Annotated in this window: 14 protein-coding genes; all 14 read right to left on the bottom strand. The window is 55.0% G+C overall.

The genetic code is table 11. The annotated features are described in order from the left end of the window. The 14 genes from NSS64_RS30260 to NSS64_RS30195 all read right to left on the bottom strand — a co-directional run bounded on the left by NSS64_RS30260 (window position 1) and on the right by NSS64_RS30195 (window position 17,427). Entirely contained in the window at window positions 1-855 is an 855-nt protein-coding gene (locus tag NSS64_RS30260; protein WP_076081509.1) for a diguanylate cyclase domain-containing protein, read from the bottom strand. Next, entirely contained in the window at window positions 852-2,936 is a 2,085-nt protein-coding gene (locus tag NSS64_RS30255; RefSeq protein ID WP_340994891.1) for a cellulose biosynthesis cyclic di-GMP-binding regulatory protein BcsB, read from the bottom strand. The genes NSS64_RS30260 and NSS64_RS30255 overlap by 4 nt, the downstream gene beginning before the upstream one ends. 43 nt (window positions 2,937-2,979) lie before the next feature. Next, a complete protein-coding gene (locus tag NSS64_RS30250; RefSeq protein WP_341142532.1) occupies window positions 2,980-4,230 on the bottom strand; it encodes a glycosyltransferase family 2 protein in 1,251 nt (416 codons plus the stop codon). Between the two features lie 34 nt (window positions 4,231-4,264). Continuing rightward, on the bottom strand, window positions 4,265-5,821 hold the full coding sequence (locus tag NSS64_RS30245) for a hypothetical protein (protein WP_341142531.1): 1,557 nt from the start codon (window positions 5,819-5,821) through the stop codon (window positions 4,265-4,267). Then, window positions 5,818-7,374 (bottom strand): glycan biosynthesis hexose transferase WsfD, encoded by a 1,557-nt coding sequence (gene wsfD / locus NSS64_RS30240; RefSeq protein ID WP_341142530.1) that lies wholly within the window; start codon window positions 7,372-7,374, stop codon window positions 5,818-5,820. The genes NSS64_RS30245 and wsfD overlap by 4 nt, the downstream gene beginning before the upstream one ends. A gap of 22 nt (window positions 7,375-7,396) precedes the next feature. Continuing rightward, window positions 7,397-8,554: a hypothetical protein gene (locus NSS64_RS30235; protein ID WP_341142529.1), complete on the bottom strand. Its 1,158-nt coding sequence runs from the start codon at window positions 8,552-8,554 to the stop codon at window positions 7,397-7,399. Between the two features lie 192 nt (window positions 8,555-8,746). Then, entirely contained in the window at window positions 8,747-9,763 is a 1,017-nt protein-coding gene (locus NSS64_RS30230) for a potassium channel protein (RefSeq protein WP_340946296.1), read from the bottom strand. A 95-nt stretch (window positions 9,764-9,858) separates the two neighbouring features. Continuing rightward, entirely contained in the window at window positions 9,859-10,251 is a 393-nt protein-coding gene (locus tag NSS64_RS30225) for a DUF350 domain-containing protein (protein WP_339311995.1), read from the bottom strand. Next, a complete protein-coding gene (locus NSS64_RS30220) occupies window positions 10,248-10,901 on the bottom strand; it encodes a signal peptide protein (RefSeq protein ID WP_341142528.1) in 654 nt (217 codons plus the stop codon). The genes NSS64_RS30225 and NSS64_RS30220 overlap by 4 nt, the downstream gene beginning before the upstream one ends. Continuing rightward, window positions 10,888-12,111: a glutathionylspermidine synthase family protein gene (locus NSS64_RS30215; protein ID WP_341142527.1), complete on the bottom strand. Its 1,224-nt coding sequence runs from the start codon at window positions 12,109-12,111 to the stop codon at window positions 10,888-10,890. Before NSS64_RS30215 ends, NSS64_RS30220 begins: the two co-directional genes overlap by 14 nt. Continuing rightward, on the bottom strand, window positions 12,108-12,791 hold the full coding sequence (locus NSS64_RS30210; protein ID WP_341142526.1) for a hypothetical protein: 684 nt from the start codon (window positions 12,789-12,791) through the stop codon (window positions 12,108-12,110). The genes NSS64_RS30215 and NSS64_RS30210 overlap by 4 nt, the downstream gene beginning before the upstream one ends. A gap of 29 nt (window positions 12,792-12,820) precedes the next feature. Next, window positions 12,821-13,039: a hypothetical protein gene (locus NSS64_RS30205; RefSeq protein WP_036691939.1), complete on the bottom strand. Its 219-nt coding sequence runs from the start codon at window positions 13,037-13,039 to the stop codon at window positions 12,821-12,823. Window positions 13,040-13,184: 145 nt separating this feature from the next. Continuing rightward, complete coding sequence (locus NSS64_RS30200) at window positions 13,185-14,312, bottom strand: response regulator (protein WP_341142525.1); 1,128 nt, start codon at window positions 14,310-14,312, stop codon at window positions 13,185-13,187. A gap of 43 nt (window positions 14,313-14,355) precedes the next feature. Beyond that, complete coding sequence (locus NSS64_RS30195; RefSeq protein ID WP_341142524.1) at window positions 14,356-17,427, bottom strand: ATP-binding protein; 3,072 nt, start codon at window positions 17,425-17,427, stop codon at window positions 14,356-14,358. Between the last annotated feature and the right edge of the window lie 15 nt (window positions 17,428-17,442).

The raw sequence follows: 17,442 nt of genomic DNA, 5'->3' as shown, positions 1-17,442 counted from the left end.
TTATACATCGTATTCCAGTTCCTTTTTGGCCTGGACAATGAAATCCAGCGGATTCTCGATGGTGTCCGCCGCATATTCCACTGCACCGATCTTCAGCCCCAAGGTGACCTTGTACTTGCCGGAGAACTCCGAGTCATTCAGCTCCTGCAGCCGCTGTTTGATCCGCTCAATGACAATCTTGGCTCCTTCCCGGTCCGTGAAGAGCAGAAGGCCCCAGGTAGCATCCTCCTTGTCCAGCAGATACAGCGCATCATTGGTACGAATGCTCGACTGGCTGAGCTGGGAGACATCGTAGATGGCTTCGGACAGCTGCTCTTCCGGGATCAGGCGGCGGATTTCATTCCAGTACTTCACCTTCACCACAAGCAGCGTCAGCGGGATTTTATAACGGACCGAGATTCCGGTGAACAGGCTGGCGTCCTTCTGAAAAGAAATGCTGTTGCGCAGATCCGTATTCTCATCCACCGCAGCCAGATTATTCGTGCGCTTCAGCAGCCGTTCATTCTCTGCCTGCAGCTCACGGGTGCTTGAGGTGAAGACCCACAGCACCACCGTAAGCAGCGGGGTCATAATCAGCCAGAAATACGTCTCTACACCGATCGATGCGCCCTGCGATACCGTCTGATAGACCACGAAGAAGCCGTAGCCGAAGACAAACGCCAGATTCAGCGTCAGTCCCGCCGTGACCGTGGTGAAATACGTGACCAGCGCCAGGATGAACGATACATTCAGAATAATAATGTTCTGGACGTAGTTATCCGGTGAGCCCGCGATATATACGATGCAGGCGAAGATCAGAACCAGAAAGGCCAGGAAGCCCAGATCCGAGGTTAGACTGCTGCGGTTACGTCTCACGCTTGATCACCACGTTTCTTCTTATGTTTGCGCAGCATCAGAATCAGCGCCACGACCACCAGCGTCACGATCATCACTGCTGCGGTCACGAAGCCCAGCACATCGCTGCGCTCCACCACCCGCGAGACCAGAGAGTCCGGCTTGGCGCCGGAGACCGTCTTGAAGCGGTAGGCATTCACCGTGCCGTCCTTATCCGCTACAACGCCGTCACCGTACACCCTCCACCTGTCCTTCTCGCTCCCGATCAGCTTGGAGACTACGAAGTAGCTCTCTGAGCTGACCGCAGTGACCGCCAGCAGGCCTCGTCCGCTCTCGTAAGGGGATTCCAGGAGCTGGAGCGTGCCGATGGCGGCTCCGTACTGCTCGTCCAGAGCGATTTTCTCATTGGAGAGGAGGGTTGATCCTTCTTTGTTATACTTGAAAAAGAGCTTGCCGTTGTTGTCACGGATCACCTTGTTATTCTTATAGGTCCCGATTGCAATGATATTGTTGTCCTTCAGGTTATCCGCTGCTGCGTTATCGCTGTAAAAGTGGACATCACCGGTATTTCCTCCGGCAAACTGCCCGAGCATATTGAAGACATTCCCGAGGCTCCGGTAGGTGTAATCATCCCTCTCCTTCGGCAGCACCACCGCCACACGGTTGAAGATGCCGTCCCGCAGGAACGGATAAGGGTAATTGCTCAGCAGGAGGTCGGTGCGGTCCTTCGTGTTCAGGCGCATGAGCGATTCCTTGCTGATATAGGCCCACGGCATCTCCTCTTTGTTCGGTGTACAGAGCATGCTCGCAAGCTCCAGATCGAACGCCACCGTCACGGTGAAGTTGCCGGAGATATTCAGGCTCTGCGGCACATTCAGATTCAGCACATCACCGTTGGCCAGCTCCTTCGTCAGCTTCTTGCTGCCGATGGGCGTATTATTGATGCTCACCGTCACCAGGGAACGGTTGAAGTCCAGATTCGCCGCATACCGGAAATCCAGGCTGATTCTGCCGTCATCCGCAATGGAGCGGTTGGACGGGAGAGAGACGAAATACGTCTGCTCCTGATGATTCGGCCCGGTGAGCTTGTCCCCCGTCTCCGTGAACGTAATGTTCGAGCTGATGGCCGGCGCAGGGTTCACTACATCGGTAGCACCAGTAACAACCTTCAGATCCTTGCGGAGCTGGCTCACCAGCTCCCGGCTTGCCATCAGCCGTCCGGCCTTGATCAGCAGGCTCTCGTCCTTGGAGGTCACCACCAGCGTAGGCAGGGAATCCTTGTTCACCAGCTGAATGACCGCATGGGTGCCGAGGTCATCCGCCGTACTTACCAGCTTCTTGATCCTATCGGGCAGATGATCATACATAGCCACCAGCACTACTGCACTCTTGTCCTTGACGGTATCCTCGCGGTATGGCAGCAGCGGAATGGTTCTGTCATTCAGCGTGTTGCCTTTGGCGAATCCCGAGAGGGCGTAAGTAGCACTCTCCAGCTCTGCTCCGCTGGCATTCTGCGGCACGGCGAGCAGACTTTGTTCATTTTTCACCGTATCCATTCCTGAGAATCTGGCACTGAAATCCTGAATGCCTCCTGTAATGGCCTTCGGTGTATAATTCACAGCAATGTTCGAGGTGTTGAACAGATGCAGCCAGCTGTCCTGCATATCATCGATATTGCACAGCTCATAGCCGCCCGTCGTGGTTCTTAAGCTCCCCTGTATCCTTAGCGTATTGCTACCCTTGGTCAGGAACCCTTTGGGCGCCTCTACACTCAGGCTCTGCTGCCCGTTATTGTCCAGGGACGGCCGGAAGGAATAGAACGGAATGCCGTTCAGCGACAGTGTTACGCTCGACAGCTTATCCTCACTGATCTGTGAGGTCTGGAATTGCAGATTGATCATCACTTTATCCACATTCCAGTAATCCATGACTGTGAAGAACTGCTGCTGGGAGCTTGCGCCCCTCAGCGAGACATCGCTGGTGAACAGCGTCTCATACGTTGCTCCGGCTTCACCGGGAAGCACCGCCGCCTGCGCCGCAGGAATTTGAACCAGGAAGAGGGAGAGGCAGAGCAGCACTGTTAGGATCTGTTTTTTCATCATGTTCCGTATCTCCTGTATATCTTATTTCTGGACCTCCGGCGCACTAGTACCGCTCGGTTTTGTACCACTTGACTTCCCGTTTGAAGATAACATCTTTGAAATAGTTGTACAGCCCGTAAGCGGCCACTACCATCCAGAGCTGGCAATACGAGACGTACATCAGCAGAATGATCCACAGGTTCGACAGGCTCATCTCGCCCTTCTCCGTGGTCAGGGTAACGAAGATCCCCACCACGAACAGCACAATGGCGAGCAGCCACAGGAAGCTGCTGAGCCCGGCGATGGTGGTATGTACATACCCCATGGCATGAAGCACGAGCAGAATATCCGAGGTGACCAGCGAGATCAGCAGCAGGAAGTAGATCGAGACATAATACAGAATATCGAAGCGGATCTTGACCGCCTTCCGGTCGAACAGAAGCGGAAGGTTCTTCACAATGACATAGATATTGCCCTTCGCCCAGCGTGTCCGCTGCTTGAACCATACCTTCACCGTCTGCGGCTCCTGCTCCCAGGTGACCGACTTCGGCTGGAACTTGATCCGGTAGCCCATCATATAGATGCGGAAGCTGATCTCCGTATCCTCGGCAATTGCCTTCACATCCCAGCCGCCGATGCTCTCGACAATGGTCCGGCGCATAATGAAGTTTGTTCCCGGGATCGTACAGAGCTTGAACAGCTTCCAGCGCCCTGCCTGCGCCATCCACTGGAAGGACAGCGTCTCGATATTAATGAACCGGGTCAGCAGGCTGGCATTCCGGTTGCGGGTTCTGAACTTGCCGATCACCGCCCCGAGGGTGGCATCATTCATAATCTCCGCCACCAGGTATTTCAGCGCCGTGCGCTCCGGCGTATTGTCGGCATCATAGATCGCAATCAGCTCCCCGCTGCTGCGGGTGAAGCCGATGTTCAGCGCATTGGATTTCCCTTTGCCGCCTGTGACGGCGTCCGTATTGATAATGATCAGATTGCGCTGCGGATTCCGCTCCTGGATAGCAGCCAGCAGCTCAGCGCTGTTGTCTGACGAATTATCATTGATGACGATAATCTCATACCGGTCATGCGGGTAATCCAGTGCCAGCAGGGATTCCACGGTTTTGCTGATGACGACCCCCTCATTGTGGGCAGGAACCATAATCGTCACCATGGGATGCTCCCCGGTAATCTCAGGCACCGGTTCGTTTTCCGTTTGAATGTAGTACAGATACCCCGCTATAATCAGCATCACATTCACCAGCAGCAGGGACCAGATACAGATGACCGCGATCACCATCAATACGTCTGAGATCGTCATAGTATTCTCCTAAACTCGCTATATTTTTCCCGAATTACTTGTTCAAATATTTCCTGCGGTACAACCTGTAACCGATAGTGAGCAGGCCGCCGAACAAGAGCAACGCAGCCAGGATCACGATGATGAAGAATTGATTCTGCACGCTGAACAGCTTGTTGAAGCTTGTCGCCTGCTTCTCCTTGTACTGGAAATCAACGGCGACCTTCTGCGGGGTATAATCGACATCCAGTGTGTTGCCATCCAAGCGGATCACCCCGTCAGCAGACTCAAGGGTGTGCATATCCGTGCGGACCGTATGGGCCTCCTGCTTATAGTCTGCGAAGGTATACCATTCCGCATTCAGATTCTGCAGAAGTTCCTCCAGCCCGCGCTCATCCTCCGGCAGGTCCAGCGTCACCGCCGTATTCAGCGGAAGCTCCGGCATCGCCTTGCCTGTTCTGCCAATTCCCTGCAGCAGTGCCGGGGGCAGACTGTACAGAGAGGAAGAGAAGGGCGCTGAGGTGTCTGTCTGCTCCATATAATGGGTCTCTCCGTCCGGGAAGAGCACCGCCGAATTGAAGAACCCCATGCCTGCGGCAGAATACTCCTTGTCATACGTCCAGTAGCTCTCGGCAGCAACGCCGAGCGGTGCCACGCCCCCTTCCGCCAGAACATTAATGAACTGATTCATCTTCCCGCGCAGGGACCGGTCATTCGAATTGATCGGCGGTCTGACCGCAGGGGCATTGACCACGATGCTGCCGTTGCGGGACTGGACGGCTCTGAGCGCCTCCAGATACCGCTTCATCGCGGGGAAATCCGTATTCGCGAATACCGGACGGACACTGGCGATGAAGGGAATACCGCTTCTATACAGGCGGTCTGCCATCTGCTCCAGCAGGTTCAGATCCGAGAAGGGATAGATCTCCTTGATTACCAGATACATCTGCGGCTGTGCGGTATAGTGCAGCCAATCCTTCAGCACATAGGCCGCAGCTATGGCTGTGAAATCGCCCTGCTTCAGATAAGGCAGGTATGCGGTCCGGCCGCTGCTTACCGCAAACGGCGCCTGCGCCCCCGCATCTGATGAGGACCACGTTCCATAAGAACGCCCCGCGGCCGAAGCGGTTATATAAGGCATCCCTTCGGCCTCCACCGGAATTCCGGTGAATCCGCCGATGGAGAGACTTGCGCCCGCTCTATGCCATACCCCGGTCTTCAGCCGCAGCGTCTGCTGCATCCGGGCAGGCGGTCTATATCCAACATGCAGCATAGCCCCCTTATACCCGGCTGCCTCCTGAAGGTAGGCTTGATTCGTAATCTCAAGCTCATCATTGTTAATCACAGTGATCACGCCGGAATAGCCCTTCATGCCGCCCGGCTCATAAGAGGAAATAGGCTTCAGCGTGACCTGTGCGCTGTAGGCGGCAAGCAGCCGTTGCAGCTCGGCCACATTCCCTTGCTGGCCTGAATTATTCGCCAGACTGTCGAACAGCAGCAGAATCCGCTGCGCCGGAGCCGGAGAAGCGGCAGCGGTTGCCGGACCGGCAGACGGCAGCAGATCACCCGCCAATACAATTAACAGTAGAATGACGATCCCTCTGCGTCTCACATGCCCACCCCTTTATTCAGTGCCGGATAATCCTTGAGCGGCCGTGCAGACGGCGCGGACGGTGCAGACGGCACCGATCTGCGTGATGAGATGCCGCGGCCGATTACGCTGGCAGCCGTCTGGAAGATGATCAGGTCGAAGGCCAGCGTGAACAGGAATTCATGCTTGGCAATATCCGCGTCACCTGCCCCGATAATGGAGACTACGATACCCGACAGTCCGACCAGCATGGTCGCCAGAATCACAAGCAGACGCTGCATGCCCCGGAAATCCCGGGTACGGATGGACCGGACGAAGGATGGCATATAGACCCCTATCGTTACGGCCATCCAGAGCAGAATGAAGGCAAAGGGACGGGGCGCCAGCTTCTCCTTAAGTGTGCTGTACAAGCTGAAGAAATGACTCTGCGCCCGGAACTCCTTGCCTGCGGACTGCTCGTAGTTCCCCATGGCCGCCGGCTTAATTTTATAGGCACTCTCAGAAGCCGTATCCAGAATCGAGCCCAGCTCATTCGGGTGAGAAGCATAATAGGTCAGAATGGAGACGAAGCCGTAACGGCTGTAGAAATTTTTATCCAGCAGCTCGGATTTCACATCCACCGTCCCGTATTGGTCATAGTACGTATTCTCTTTGAGAATTGCGTATTGTTCATTGATTCCGAAGGAGCCAAGCGCCGTCTCCGGGTTCTTGGATTCCATCAGCACCCCGCGCGTCATCGCATGATACTGGTTAATATTCACGAACTCTTTGGAGATATTAAGATACGTCGCAATTCCGGCGAACATCATCAGACCGGCCGACAGGAGCGTGACCCAGCGGAACAGCTTGTCCCGGCGGATCAGCACCAGCGGAACTGAGAGCAGGGAAATTACCATCCCCACCGGAGCATTCTGCTGCTTGGAGGTGGTCAGGATCAGGGTGCTGATCAGCAGGATCGCCAGCATGGCATAATCGTTGTATCTCTTCCGGTACAGCAGCAGCCAGGAGGCGAACACCAGAATCATGGTCACCATCACCAGGCTCTCGCCGAAGAAGGAGCTGAAGTAGTTGGTATACCCCGTATCCCCGAAAATGAACACCGCAAGAGCCGCGACTGCCATCCCCCGCTTAGTTGACATTTTCAGCGTGATCGCTTCAACCAGCAAGTAGACTGCGGCAACATACAGCACGGTGTAGATGGCAGCCTGGAAGCGGATATCGAAGACCTCGCGGCTGAAAAACAGCTTGTTGACGAAGATCGCCAGCTTGATGAACAGGGACTGGGAGGAGACCACCATCGTGCTGTTCTCGTTGAAATATTGAAAGATTCCGAACTGCTTCACGAAATAGCCGAAGTACTGGCTGTCATAGTCCGGAGCATTGAAATACAGGCCGTTGCTATATATAATCCGGTAAAAGTCTCCGTTATCCGCCATGCCGATATAAGGGGAGGTAAACAGCGAAATAGCCGTCACCAGCAGCACGCAGAATGCGGCGGCAAATGCCGGAGTAATCCGAAAGCCAGCTAACGTGATACCGGGCCGGGTGGATGTAAGCTCTAGGTTGTTTATCATTCCGATTCCCCTTTTGGTTATATTATGGAGCCTTATAGGAGTAAGCCAGCAGTGCCATCAGGTTATCAAAAGAGTATGCCTGCCCGGAGGCAGGATCACCGAAGCCGCCATATAGCGGACTCACTGGATCTGTCACCCTGAATTCATTCATCCGTTCTATACTGGACTGATAGAGGTCACCATCCTCCAGCACGGCTCCAATCATGGCTGTGAGCGCATAGACCGCTGTTGAACGGATATCATTAGCCGGCTTGCCCTCACGTGTATATTGTCCGAATAAGGTTCCCGCTGCGACCTGAGCTTTGATGTAGCTGATGCTGGCCGGCTTTTGACGGCCGGTCTCTGCCAGATGAAGAATAGTCAGCAGAGATTCTACCGAGTTGATGCCTTCAGAGCTGTACTGTCCGCTCTGGTAATCGAAGCGGGTCTCATAGAATGGAAAAGAATCGGACAAATATCCCTCCTCCAAAATACCGCTCATATTCTTCAGCAAATTCTCTTGTAATTCGCTAGATATCGACAATTTCTGCAATACACTCAGATCAATATAACACAAAGTTACGAAGCTGTTGACCACTTTCAAATAATTGTCATAGATGTCATAAATGTAACCTTTTTTAGTATTGTTTTTATAGAAACGTTCTCCATATTTATCAGCTTCTCTGGTATATTCCGGCTGGCTAAATGCCTGCCCTGCCTCATATAACGCTCCGATCATCCGCAGGTCATCCACCGCTGCATTCACGGGATAACGCTTCTGCTGCCTAGGACTGTAGCGGTAGCTGAAGCCGCCCTCCATATCGAAGGTTCTGCGGGCCGTCTTCCACTGTCGGTCGAACAGCTCCTGATTGCGGGTCCTGACAGCAGTCTCCATCAGGAGAGACGCGGACTCGCTCAGAATCTCATGGCCTGTAGCCACCTCTGCCGCTTCAGAGGTCTCCTTCAGATTCGTATATACACCATCGGGTCCTGTAAGCTGCGTATTTATGAAATGAAATAATTCCCGCTGTTCCACTGTAGGCTCAAGCTGCGGCGCTTCATCCGGCCGTGTAGTCTCTGAAGGAGAGGCTACCGGAGTATAGGGAGAGGATGGTGCCGGCCCGGCCTTATCGCCGCCGCAGGAGGTTAGCAGGAGCAGCGACATCCCCAGAACAGCAGCCTTGCTATATCTGTTTTCCAATCGATCACATCCTTAAATGACAACTACCAATTGATCCATACTAATATAACGGTAATTATTGTCACATTATTTACTGTTTCTTCAAACATTATGTGCCGCTATCACATATTTCTCCTTTTCCGCCAGAAAAAGAGCCGCTCCATGTCTTAACGACTGGAACAGCTCTTATGAATGCTTAGGTATTCTCTATCTCTAGCTCTCTTTAATTCTCCGGTACGTAGCCTCATCAGCGACGATGTAGAGTCTGGCGTCTGCGGGAATCGCCTGGTCAAGCTTACGGTTAATGCCCAGATCGCCACGGTCGGACAGCAGAGTCGCCCCCTGGCGCAGCAGATCCTGAAAGGCCTCTCCATAGGTTGTCCAGCCGCTGCGGCGGGGAATCTCAAAGATATCATCCCCGTGCTCGCGGCTGAGCAGCTGAGTAATGACCTCTGAATTGCCCTCCTGCAGGGCAGAGCGGACGGCCAGTCTGGAGATGGCATCATGGGAGAGCACGAACTCGTTCACCTGCACATGCTTGAAGTTCTGAATGTTCTTCTCCTGCATAATCTCTACGGTAGTATGTACCTGCGGGGCAATCCGCTCAATGCTGGAAGCAATCAGCAGCGACTTGCCGTCGCTTAAGGAAGCTTCGTCAATACGGGTGTCGCTGAACACAATCGCTGCTCTGGCGCTCCCGATATTCGCCTTCAGCAGAATGTCATCGCTCGCAGCATCGCCGCTGATGAAGTGGACCTGCTCCATGGATTCCAGCGGATGCCGTCCGTTCTCATCAATAATAACTACTTTGCATTCCCCGTCGTAACACAGAATCTCATCCACTGCCGCCTGTGTCTTGCGGTTCCAGTTAATCAGCACCACATGATTGTGCCCGTGAAAGGTCAAGGTTCCGGCTCCTCTCCTGCGCTGCATCTCGCCCATGGCATCGATAATCTTGCCGATCACCAGACTGAGCAGACCGATGCCAAAGATATATAAGAAAATCGTAAACACCTTGCCGGTGACGGTAGCGGCAAAGTAATCGCCATACCCGACGGTAGCCATGGTGGTCATTACCCAATAAAAGGCGTTGAACCAGCTATGAAACGTATCCGGCTCCAGCAGGAAGGCGATGGTTGCACTTAGAAGAATGAAGGCCAGAATAATAAAGGCAATGGACTTCTTCTTGAGATGAAGCAGCTTACCGGATAATTGGATTAGAAAATGCAATGCTCATCCCTGCCTCCCGGGTGAATTGAGCCGGCGGTCAGCAGCCTGCGCCAAGTCCCTCGCGGAGCGCAGCCGCTGACCGCCTGCCAGGCTTTCTAGATAATCAGACTGCTGACCGCGAAGGCCGTCCCGATGAACACCATGCAGAGCATGACGCCGACCGCAACATTTCCCTTCTCCAGCTGCTCTGAAATCCGGAAGCCGGGCGTGAACAGCTCGAAGATCCAGTAAGAAGCAATCAGGCAGACATACCCCACAGCGAACCAGAGCATCATGAACCAGATGGAGGTATTTGTGTAGGCGGCCACGCCTAGAATGACCGCCGTAGCCAGGAACTTGCCGCCGAACGCCAGGCCTACCGCAACATTTCCCTTTTTCAGCTCCTCCATATCCTTGAAAGGAGTCATGAGCGCAAAGATCACCATACCCAGCACCTGAAGCAGAACAATGGTCAGAATACTAACCACCAGATTAATTACGATCGTCATTTAGCCCACCCCCGAAATTTCGCATAGGCCGAATCATAGTCGGCGAAATCATGTACTTCCTCCAGCACCACTGAGACTTTCTTCTGCTTCTCCAGCGCGGTATAGCGCTTGTCGTCAATCGGCTGCTTGATCCGGTTGCCGGAAGGCAGCTCCAGCACTGCGAAATTTCTGGTCTTGCTCTGGTATTCCGTCTTGTACACGCCAACCAGGTCCACATCCGTTGTGATGGACACCTTGAGATTAGCCAGATCCTCTGTGGCCGCCTTCTGGTCGGCGTAAGACTTAAGTGTCGTCCAGGCGGACAGCTTAATCTCATTCTTCTGGTCAGCGTCCGTTATCAGCTCGGCATCCATGAACTGGAGCGTCCAGACGGTGTCGCCTGTAGCATAATTCCCGTCGTTGGGAAGCAGCTCATTATCCGGCAATATAGTCATATCGCTGCCGACCAGATCGCCAACCTTGCCTTCCACCACCCGGTAATCCCATGGTACACGCGATACACTATCCGACGTATCAGTGCCGGTATGAAATACACTGCCGCTGTTCGCTGAGCATGCACTCAGCACCATAACCGCCAGCAGCAGCACTGTAGTCAGCAGGGTGCCCCGGGCTCTGCGCCCGGCAGCATGCCCCTCTCTATTCTTGAACATCTTCAAGCCCCCTCACTCCTAGCGCGATAAAATGACTGGCATTGCCTGTAATCGGCCCGCCGGCCCGGCCAAGCAGCCCGCAGGGCGTTCCGTTAATGACGAACATGCCGGTCAGCAGGTGCAGCTCGCCTTCCGCCGTCATGATCCGGGCCATTTCTGCCCTTTTCTGATAGACCACGGGGAAGAGCTGGCTGCTGTCGTAGCCCTCCTCGTCCTCGATCTCAAGCGCGCCGCTGTCATCAAAGATCCGTACAGATCCGCCTTCGCGGCCGAATACAGATTTGGATACAAAGCTCTCTGAGAACACTGCCTTATTGTACGTCGGCAGGATGTACCGGGAGATTGCCTCGCGTTCCGGCTCTGTGAACAGCAGGCCAAGCTCGTACATTCCCCAGACAGCGGCCATCAGCCCCTTGGACTGGAGAATGATGCTATGCGGTCCGTTGAACAGCTGGAGCTTCCCGCTCTCAATGGCGTAGGCCAGAGCCTCGCCTCCTTCATCTACGGCCATCCACTCCTTCGGATACAGCGCGAACATCCGCTCTATGATCCGGTTCTCTCCGTCCTTGACCACACCCTCATCAATCCACAAATCCAGGCAATCGACACAGCGGACATCCAGTCCGCTATGCGCGGCCAGAGCCTCAATCGTTCCGCTGTCCTCCTCATGGCTGCCATAATCCACACAGGCTACCGTGTCGGGGCGCTCCACGCCCCAGGCTGCAGCAAGCTGCTGCTTCATGGCCGCATTCGCGCTTCCGACGCCTGCTTCCGCGCAGATCCACGGCGTTGCAATGGAAGCTTCCACATAGCCGGTCGGAGTATCCGCATTCAGCTCCAGCAGCTTAATCGTACCATCACCTGCCACGGCAAAATCGAACCGGGCATACCGGCTGATCAGTCCCGGCTCCGGCAACGGACAGTCATCCAGCATCTGCCACAGCACCGGCGGAATCCCCAGCAGGTCGTACAGGTCATGTCTGAGATGGACATAACGCACGGCCTTATCCAGAATCGCCCAGAGCGCGGCGGCGGCTTCCTTCAATTCCTGATAGGTCTCGCTGCGCATCACAGCCACCGCATCCAGCCAGTATTCCTCGTCCTCCAGATCGGCCCAGGTGAAGCCCAGCTCATGCAGCCGCTCAACCCGGGGAGCGCGCTCCAGACCGGACTGGTCTATATACTCGAATGCCTGCTCCGCCCGGATCATCCGCCGAACCCGCTCTTGCCGGAGCGCACCGAGCTTTTGCCGGAGCTTTTAGAGCCGGATTTGGATTTGCTCGAACCCAGCCCGCTGGAGGTGCCGCCGATACCGCCCGATTTGGAAGAGGTATTCCTTCTGGTAATGGAGCCGGTGGATGAAGTTGAGGTCTTCGGCTTCACCACCGAGCCGGCCACCGGCTTGTTCTGGAATCGTCCGCTATTATAGGAAGGCGGCTTATAGGTATTGCGTGTACTACCATAATAAGTAGGCCGGTCATTGTACCAGCCTCTGGAAGAGTAGAACGAACCGCTATTGAAGAGCATGTGATACAGAAGCACATCATCCCAGCCGAAGCCCGAGTTATACCCGCCGTAGTTGTTGATTACCGTCGTGCCGCCTGAGGTTACTGCCCCTTGCCCTTCCTGGACCTTCTCTTCCTGGTCTTCCGGATATGGAATACTCCAGTCTACATTCTTGTCGAAGTATTGCTTAACCTCCTCGGTAGACCAGGAGACCAGCTTAGGCTCCTCACCGCCTGTGCCGCTTGCGCCTGCACCTCCGGGAATGAATAACGCGTTAGCCAGCAGGGCAATCCCGAGCGAGGTGGATAATACGCGGACCGGTTTGCCGTCCGGGGTGAACAGCCTGCTGACTGCGGGTTCTTTAGCATTTTCTTCTTTTGCCAACTTGGGGCCTCCTTTCCTGGTATTCATCCTTAACCTTCCGTACGCATAGGAACCAGCAAAAGCTCCAGCTTCCCTTCATCCACATTCAGCCTTCCCTCTACCGCCTCGAACTCACGGCCGCCAACGACAATATAATTGACATGCTCAAGCGCCGTAACCATATTCATGCTCCAGACGCGCTCTTCAATCATTTGCAGGTCGCCTTCAGGCAGCTTCTCGAACAGGATGACCTTCAACCCGTTATCCATTCTACTCCATCTCCTCTTGAATACTCGTATGCTTCTGATACGCTGCTATGACTCTTTCGTTTCAACTCCCGCAGCCTTGAATATGTATACCACAGCATATAAATAATAATGACAACAAGCAGTTTTGCAGTGGCCGGCTACGGACTTACAATACCTTCTGGACCCAGCTGTCCATGACCTGGTCAGGGCGGATGCCCAGCTCATTCTCCAGGAGCTCCTTGTATTTATCGTAGTGTGTCCTGAATCCGATGAAATCCCCCAGGTCGGCGTAACTTCGCAGAATCAGCCTGCAGAGCTGGTCGGAATAAGGATCGGCTGCCTGCAGCTCCAGCAGCCTCTCCAGTGCCAGCCGGGGCCGCCCGGAGGACAGCTCATATTCAGCGGAATGCAGCGCCATGCGGATATACCGGACCTGCAGCTCCTTGCGCCGGATCTCTGCCCAGTCGTAATGATGCTCCTGCAGGTAGTCTCCACGGTACAGCTTCAATATCTTTTCCCGGCGCAGCCATTCCTCTTCTGACTCCACAGGCGTACCGGCATAGCCCAGCTCGAACTCCTCCACATCCAGCAGCACCTGCTCCTTGGTCAGCCTGTACCGCTCCTGCGAGAATTCGACGAGCACCTCCATATCCCAGGCCTTCAGCAGCTTGCGGATATGGTATACCGTGGTATGCAGGTTCGTTACGGCCTTCTCGGGCTTGAAATCGGGCCAGACGAGATCCACAATGGTGTCCTTGAGTATCCACTGGCCGCGGTTATGCAGCAGCAGGGCGAAGACCTCCTGCGCCTTGCTGGTTCTCCACTGCATTTTGCGCCCCGGCTCCGTGCTGTCTGTGAATTCAAGCCGGTGGAAGCAGAGGATTGACAGCTCCTTGACAGGCGCCGGTGTAGGCGGCATCTTCACTTCAGCGCTCTCCTTGCCGACTTCCAGCCGCTCAAGGGTTTTGCTTAACCGCTGGGAGGTCACCGGCTTCAGCAAATAATCAGCTGCATTGAGTTCAAAGGCTTCGATCGCATACTCGCTGTATGCGGTAATATAGACAATCCGGGTGCTCCGGTCCATACCGGCAATGTATTCACCTGCTTCCAGCCCGTTCATCTCCGGCATCCCGATATCCAGGAAGACAATATCCGCCTTCTCCCGTTCCAGATGCGCAAGTCCCAGGCGTGCCGAGGTGAATTTCCCGGTGATTTCCACACGCCCATCCTTCAGGAGCATACGCTCCAGATGCTGCAGCGCCGGCTTCTCATCGTCAATCAATATGGCCTTCATCAGTCGGACTCACCTCCTCTTCGTTCGTAGTTCTCAAATGCCTTTAAGTGGGGATGGTATATGATATAGCGGTCCCTCTTCCCGGTACACTGTCAATATTCAGGCCTGCTCCATACATCTTAAGCAGGCGGTGCTGAATATTGCGCAGTCCGATGCCCCCCTCTGTCCGCTCTTCCGAGAGGACCTCCGCAATCTTCTCCGGGGTCATACCTACACCGTCATCCGTGACTGCTACCTTGAGACAGCCGGGCAGCAGCTCGACGGTCAGCCGTACCGTTCCTCCGGCCTCCTTCTGCATCAGGCCATGATTCACAGCATTCTCCACAATCGGCTGGATGCTCAGCGGCGGAACCATAGCCATCACATCTTCCGGCACATCGAACTCGATATTCAGCCGTTCATCGAACCTCGCCTGCTCCAGCGCAAGATAGGATTTGACCAGTCCCAGCTCCTTCTCCATGGATACCGTCTGTCCCCGGTTCTGGAAGTCGAAGCTGCTCCGCAGGTATTGGCTGAGGTCCAGCAGCAGCTCCGTGGCCTTGTCCGGGTCCTCAGGACAGACCGAGATAATGGCATTCAGCGCATTATATAAGAAATGCGGCTTGATCTGCGCCTGGAGGAAGGCAATCTCCGACTGGACAGATACACGGATCGACTTGCGCATATCCAGCAGGGTCTGCATCCGTGCCTTGAATTCGCGCACCTCCACCGGCTTGCTCAGATAATCATTCGCTCCGGCCTCGAAGGCTGCGAGGATATCATCTGGGCGGCTGCTCGCCATCAGTACCAGAATCGGCAGCTCGGACAAGGTGAACCGTTCACGGATGGCCTTACAGAGCAGAAGCCCGGGCATCTCCGGCATTACCCAGTCGGCAATCACCAGATCAAGCTCAGGATGCTGCTGGATGATCTGGATCGCCTCAGCCCCGCTGCTGGCGGTAATCACAGAATGGTTATCCAGCTGCAATACGCCTACCAGCACGCGGAGGTTAACGGGATCATTATCCACTACCAGAATGGAGCAGCAGTCTTCAGCCGGCAGCTGCACAGGTTCTTCTCCGGGAAGCGTGTACGAAGGCGCCGTCTCCCAGCCGTGAAGCTCTCCGAATTCCTCCTCCAGCAGTGCATGACTCCTCTGCAGGATCGGCTGGGTGAAGCTGAAGACGGAGCCTTGCCCCAGTTCGGAATGCACCTCAATCTCCCCGCCCGTCAGTTCTACCAGCCTCTGGGTAATGCTGAGGCCAAGCCCGTTCTCACGGTAGACCTTACTGGCGACAGGACCGCTTGGATCATTGGCATCGAAGATCGTACGCAGACGCTCAGGCGCGATACCCTGGCCAGTGTCTGTTATGATGATGGCAACATACTCTTCTTTAACCTCAGCAGACAGCGTTATCACGCCTCTGGGCGTATAATTCACTGCACTTGCGAGTAAATTATGCAGAATCTGAGCGAACCGCTGCTCATCCGTCTCCAGCAGCGGAAGCTGCTCCGGCAGATTCAGCCGGAATTCCAGCTGGCTGTTGCCGTAGACCTGACGGGTGACCGCCATAATGGAGGAAGCTGCCATGCGGAGATCGACGGCCTGCCGGCGCAGGAAGAGCGCGCCGTGATTCAGCTTCGCAAAGTCCGACATATCATGGATCAGGGCTGTAAGCCGCTTGCCGGTGGAGACAATCGTGAGCAGCTGATCCTGCTGGGCAGCGCTGATGGAGCCGGCCGTCCCCTGAGCCAGCACCTTGGCCATGTTGACAATTCCCTGCAGCGGCCTCCGCAGCTCCTGCGACGTATCGGAGATGAAGTCATCCTTCAAGCCGTCAAGCGACAAAAGGCGGCGTGAGAGCTGTTCCACTTCGCGGAAGGAAGCTGCGTATTGCCGGGTCATAAGGATCGCCTGCACGAATCCGAACAGGAGTATCTCGTAGGAGATGATGAAATAGCTGAAGGTCATGCCCATGAAGCTGACCAGATAATAGATAATGACCACGCTCAGGCTTTCAATACTGACCATCATCAGGAACATATTCTTCGGATTGCGCCGGGTGCCCTGGACCATGGAGTAGAGCACGAAGCCCAGGCTTACCGAGCCCCAGGTCAGCAGCAGCACCTCCAGATAGCTGAACAGATAGGCCGGGACGAAGGCAGCAATCAGCAGCAGGAATGCCGTAACCAGCCTGGAGGCCTTAATTACCCCGATAGACATCGGGTAATTCACTGAATTGGCGACATAGTGCAGCAGATAATAATAGACCAGTGTAGAGGACGCGAGCTGCAGCTTGAGTATAATCTCGTAAGGGAAGCCGGGCAGCGCCGCCAGGATAAGCTTTTCGCCGTGCGTAAAAATGTAGACAAAGGCCGCTATGCAGAACAAGCCCAGATACAACGTGACCCCCCGGCTCTCCCTCACCTTGGAGAACATCAGCAGGAAGAGGGCTAGCACGAAGAATCCGATCAGTGCAGCCCCGTCTACAAACAGGGCAAATTCCCTGTGCTTCAAAATAGCGGCCTGATTACCGATCACAATCGGCTGGACGATCCCGCCTGAGGAGTAGCTGTAGTTAGCTGCCTGCACAATAATCTCCATGGTATCCCCGGTTACCGAGGCGAATCCCATAAAAGGCATGTTATTCTGTCTGCCCTCAGAGGCCGAGGCTGCCGGGGTTCCGCTGCTTCCAATCTCCTGCCCGTTCAGATAGACCTTGCTGGCACTGCGGATGTTGCTGGTGCGCAGGCCGTAGACCATGTCTTCCCCTGGGGCAATCATCGCCTGAAGGCGGTATGTAGCATAGCCTTTGGCTCTGCGCTCGCCCTGTTCGGAGATATCGTCGTTCCACTTCCCCGGGACCTGAATCATCGTTGAGGGGGCGGGGACCTCCTTACCAGCGTTCACCGGATGGAAATCCCCGGGCGACAGCAGTACATCCCGGTACAGCTCCCACTCTCCGTCCAGCTTCATAATCCCGTCGTGGCGGGCGTCCCAGGAGCGAAGGTCAATCACACCCTGCACCGCCTGCGGCCTGTCTCCCTTAATCTGATGTGTCTGGAGGACCGAGAGCAGCGGAACGATCAACACCAGCACCAGACTGCCGAGAATGCTCAGCCAATACTTTCTCATGTCCTCTGCCAGTCC

Source organism: Paenibacillus sp. FSL H8-0122 (assembly GCF_038005345.1).
In the GTDB taxonomy this organism is placed as follows: domain Bacteria; phylum Bacillota; class Bacilli; order Paenibacillales; family Paenibacillaceae; genus Paenibacillus_AQ.
Note: the sequence above shows the minus strand (reverse complement) of the source record. Positions and strands in the feature narration are given on the sequence as shown.

What these genes read in the sequence shown, in the direction of transcription:
- NSS64_RS30255 (WP_340994891.1), bottom strand. Translation starts at nt 2,936, where the DNA reads ATGATGAAAAAACAGATCCTAACAGTGCTGCTCTGCCTCTCCCTCTTC.
- NSS64_RS30250 (WP_341142532.1), bottom strand. Translation starts at nt 4,230, where the DNA reads ATGACGATCTCAGACGTATTGATGGTGATCGCGGTCATCTGTATCTGG.
- wsfD (WP_341142530.1), bottom strand. Translation starts at nt 7,374, where the DNA reads ATGATAAACAACCTAGAGCTTACATCCACCCGGCCCGGTATCACGTTA.
- NSS64_RS30225 (WP_339311995.1), bottom strand. Translation starts at nt 10,251, where the DNA reads ATGACGATCGTAATTAATCTGGTGGTTAGTATTCTGACCATTGTTCTG.
- NSS64_RS30220 (WP_341142528.1), bottom strand. Translation starts at nt 10,901, where the DNA reads ATGTTCAAGAATAGAGAGGGGCATGCTGCCGGGCGCAGAGCCCGGGGC.
- NSS64_RS30215 (WP_341142527.1), bottom strand. Translation starts at nt 12,111, where the DNA reads ATGATCCGGGCGGAGCAGGCATTCGAGTATATAGACCAGTCCGGTCTG.
- NSS64_RS30205 (WP_036691939.1), bottom strand. Translation starts at nt 13,039, where the DNA reads ATGGATAACGGGTTGAAGGTCATCCTGTTCGAGAAGCTGCCTGAAGGC.
- NSS64_RS30200 (WP_341142525.1), bottom strand. Translation starts at nt 14,312, where the DNA reads ATGAAGGCCATATTGATTGACGATGAGAAGCCGGCGCTGCAGCATCTG.
- NSS64_RS30195 (WP_341142524.1), bottom strand. Translation starts at nt 17,427, where the DNA reads ATGAGAAAGTATTGGCTGAGCATTCTCGGCAGTCTGGTGCTGGTGTTG.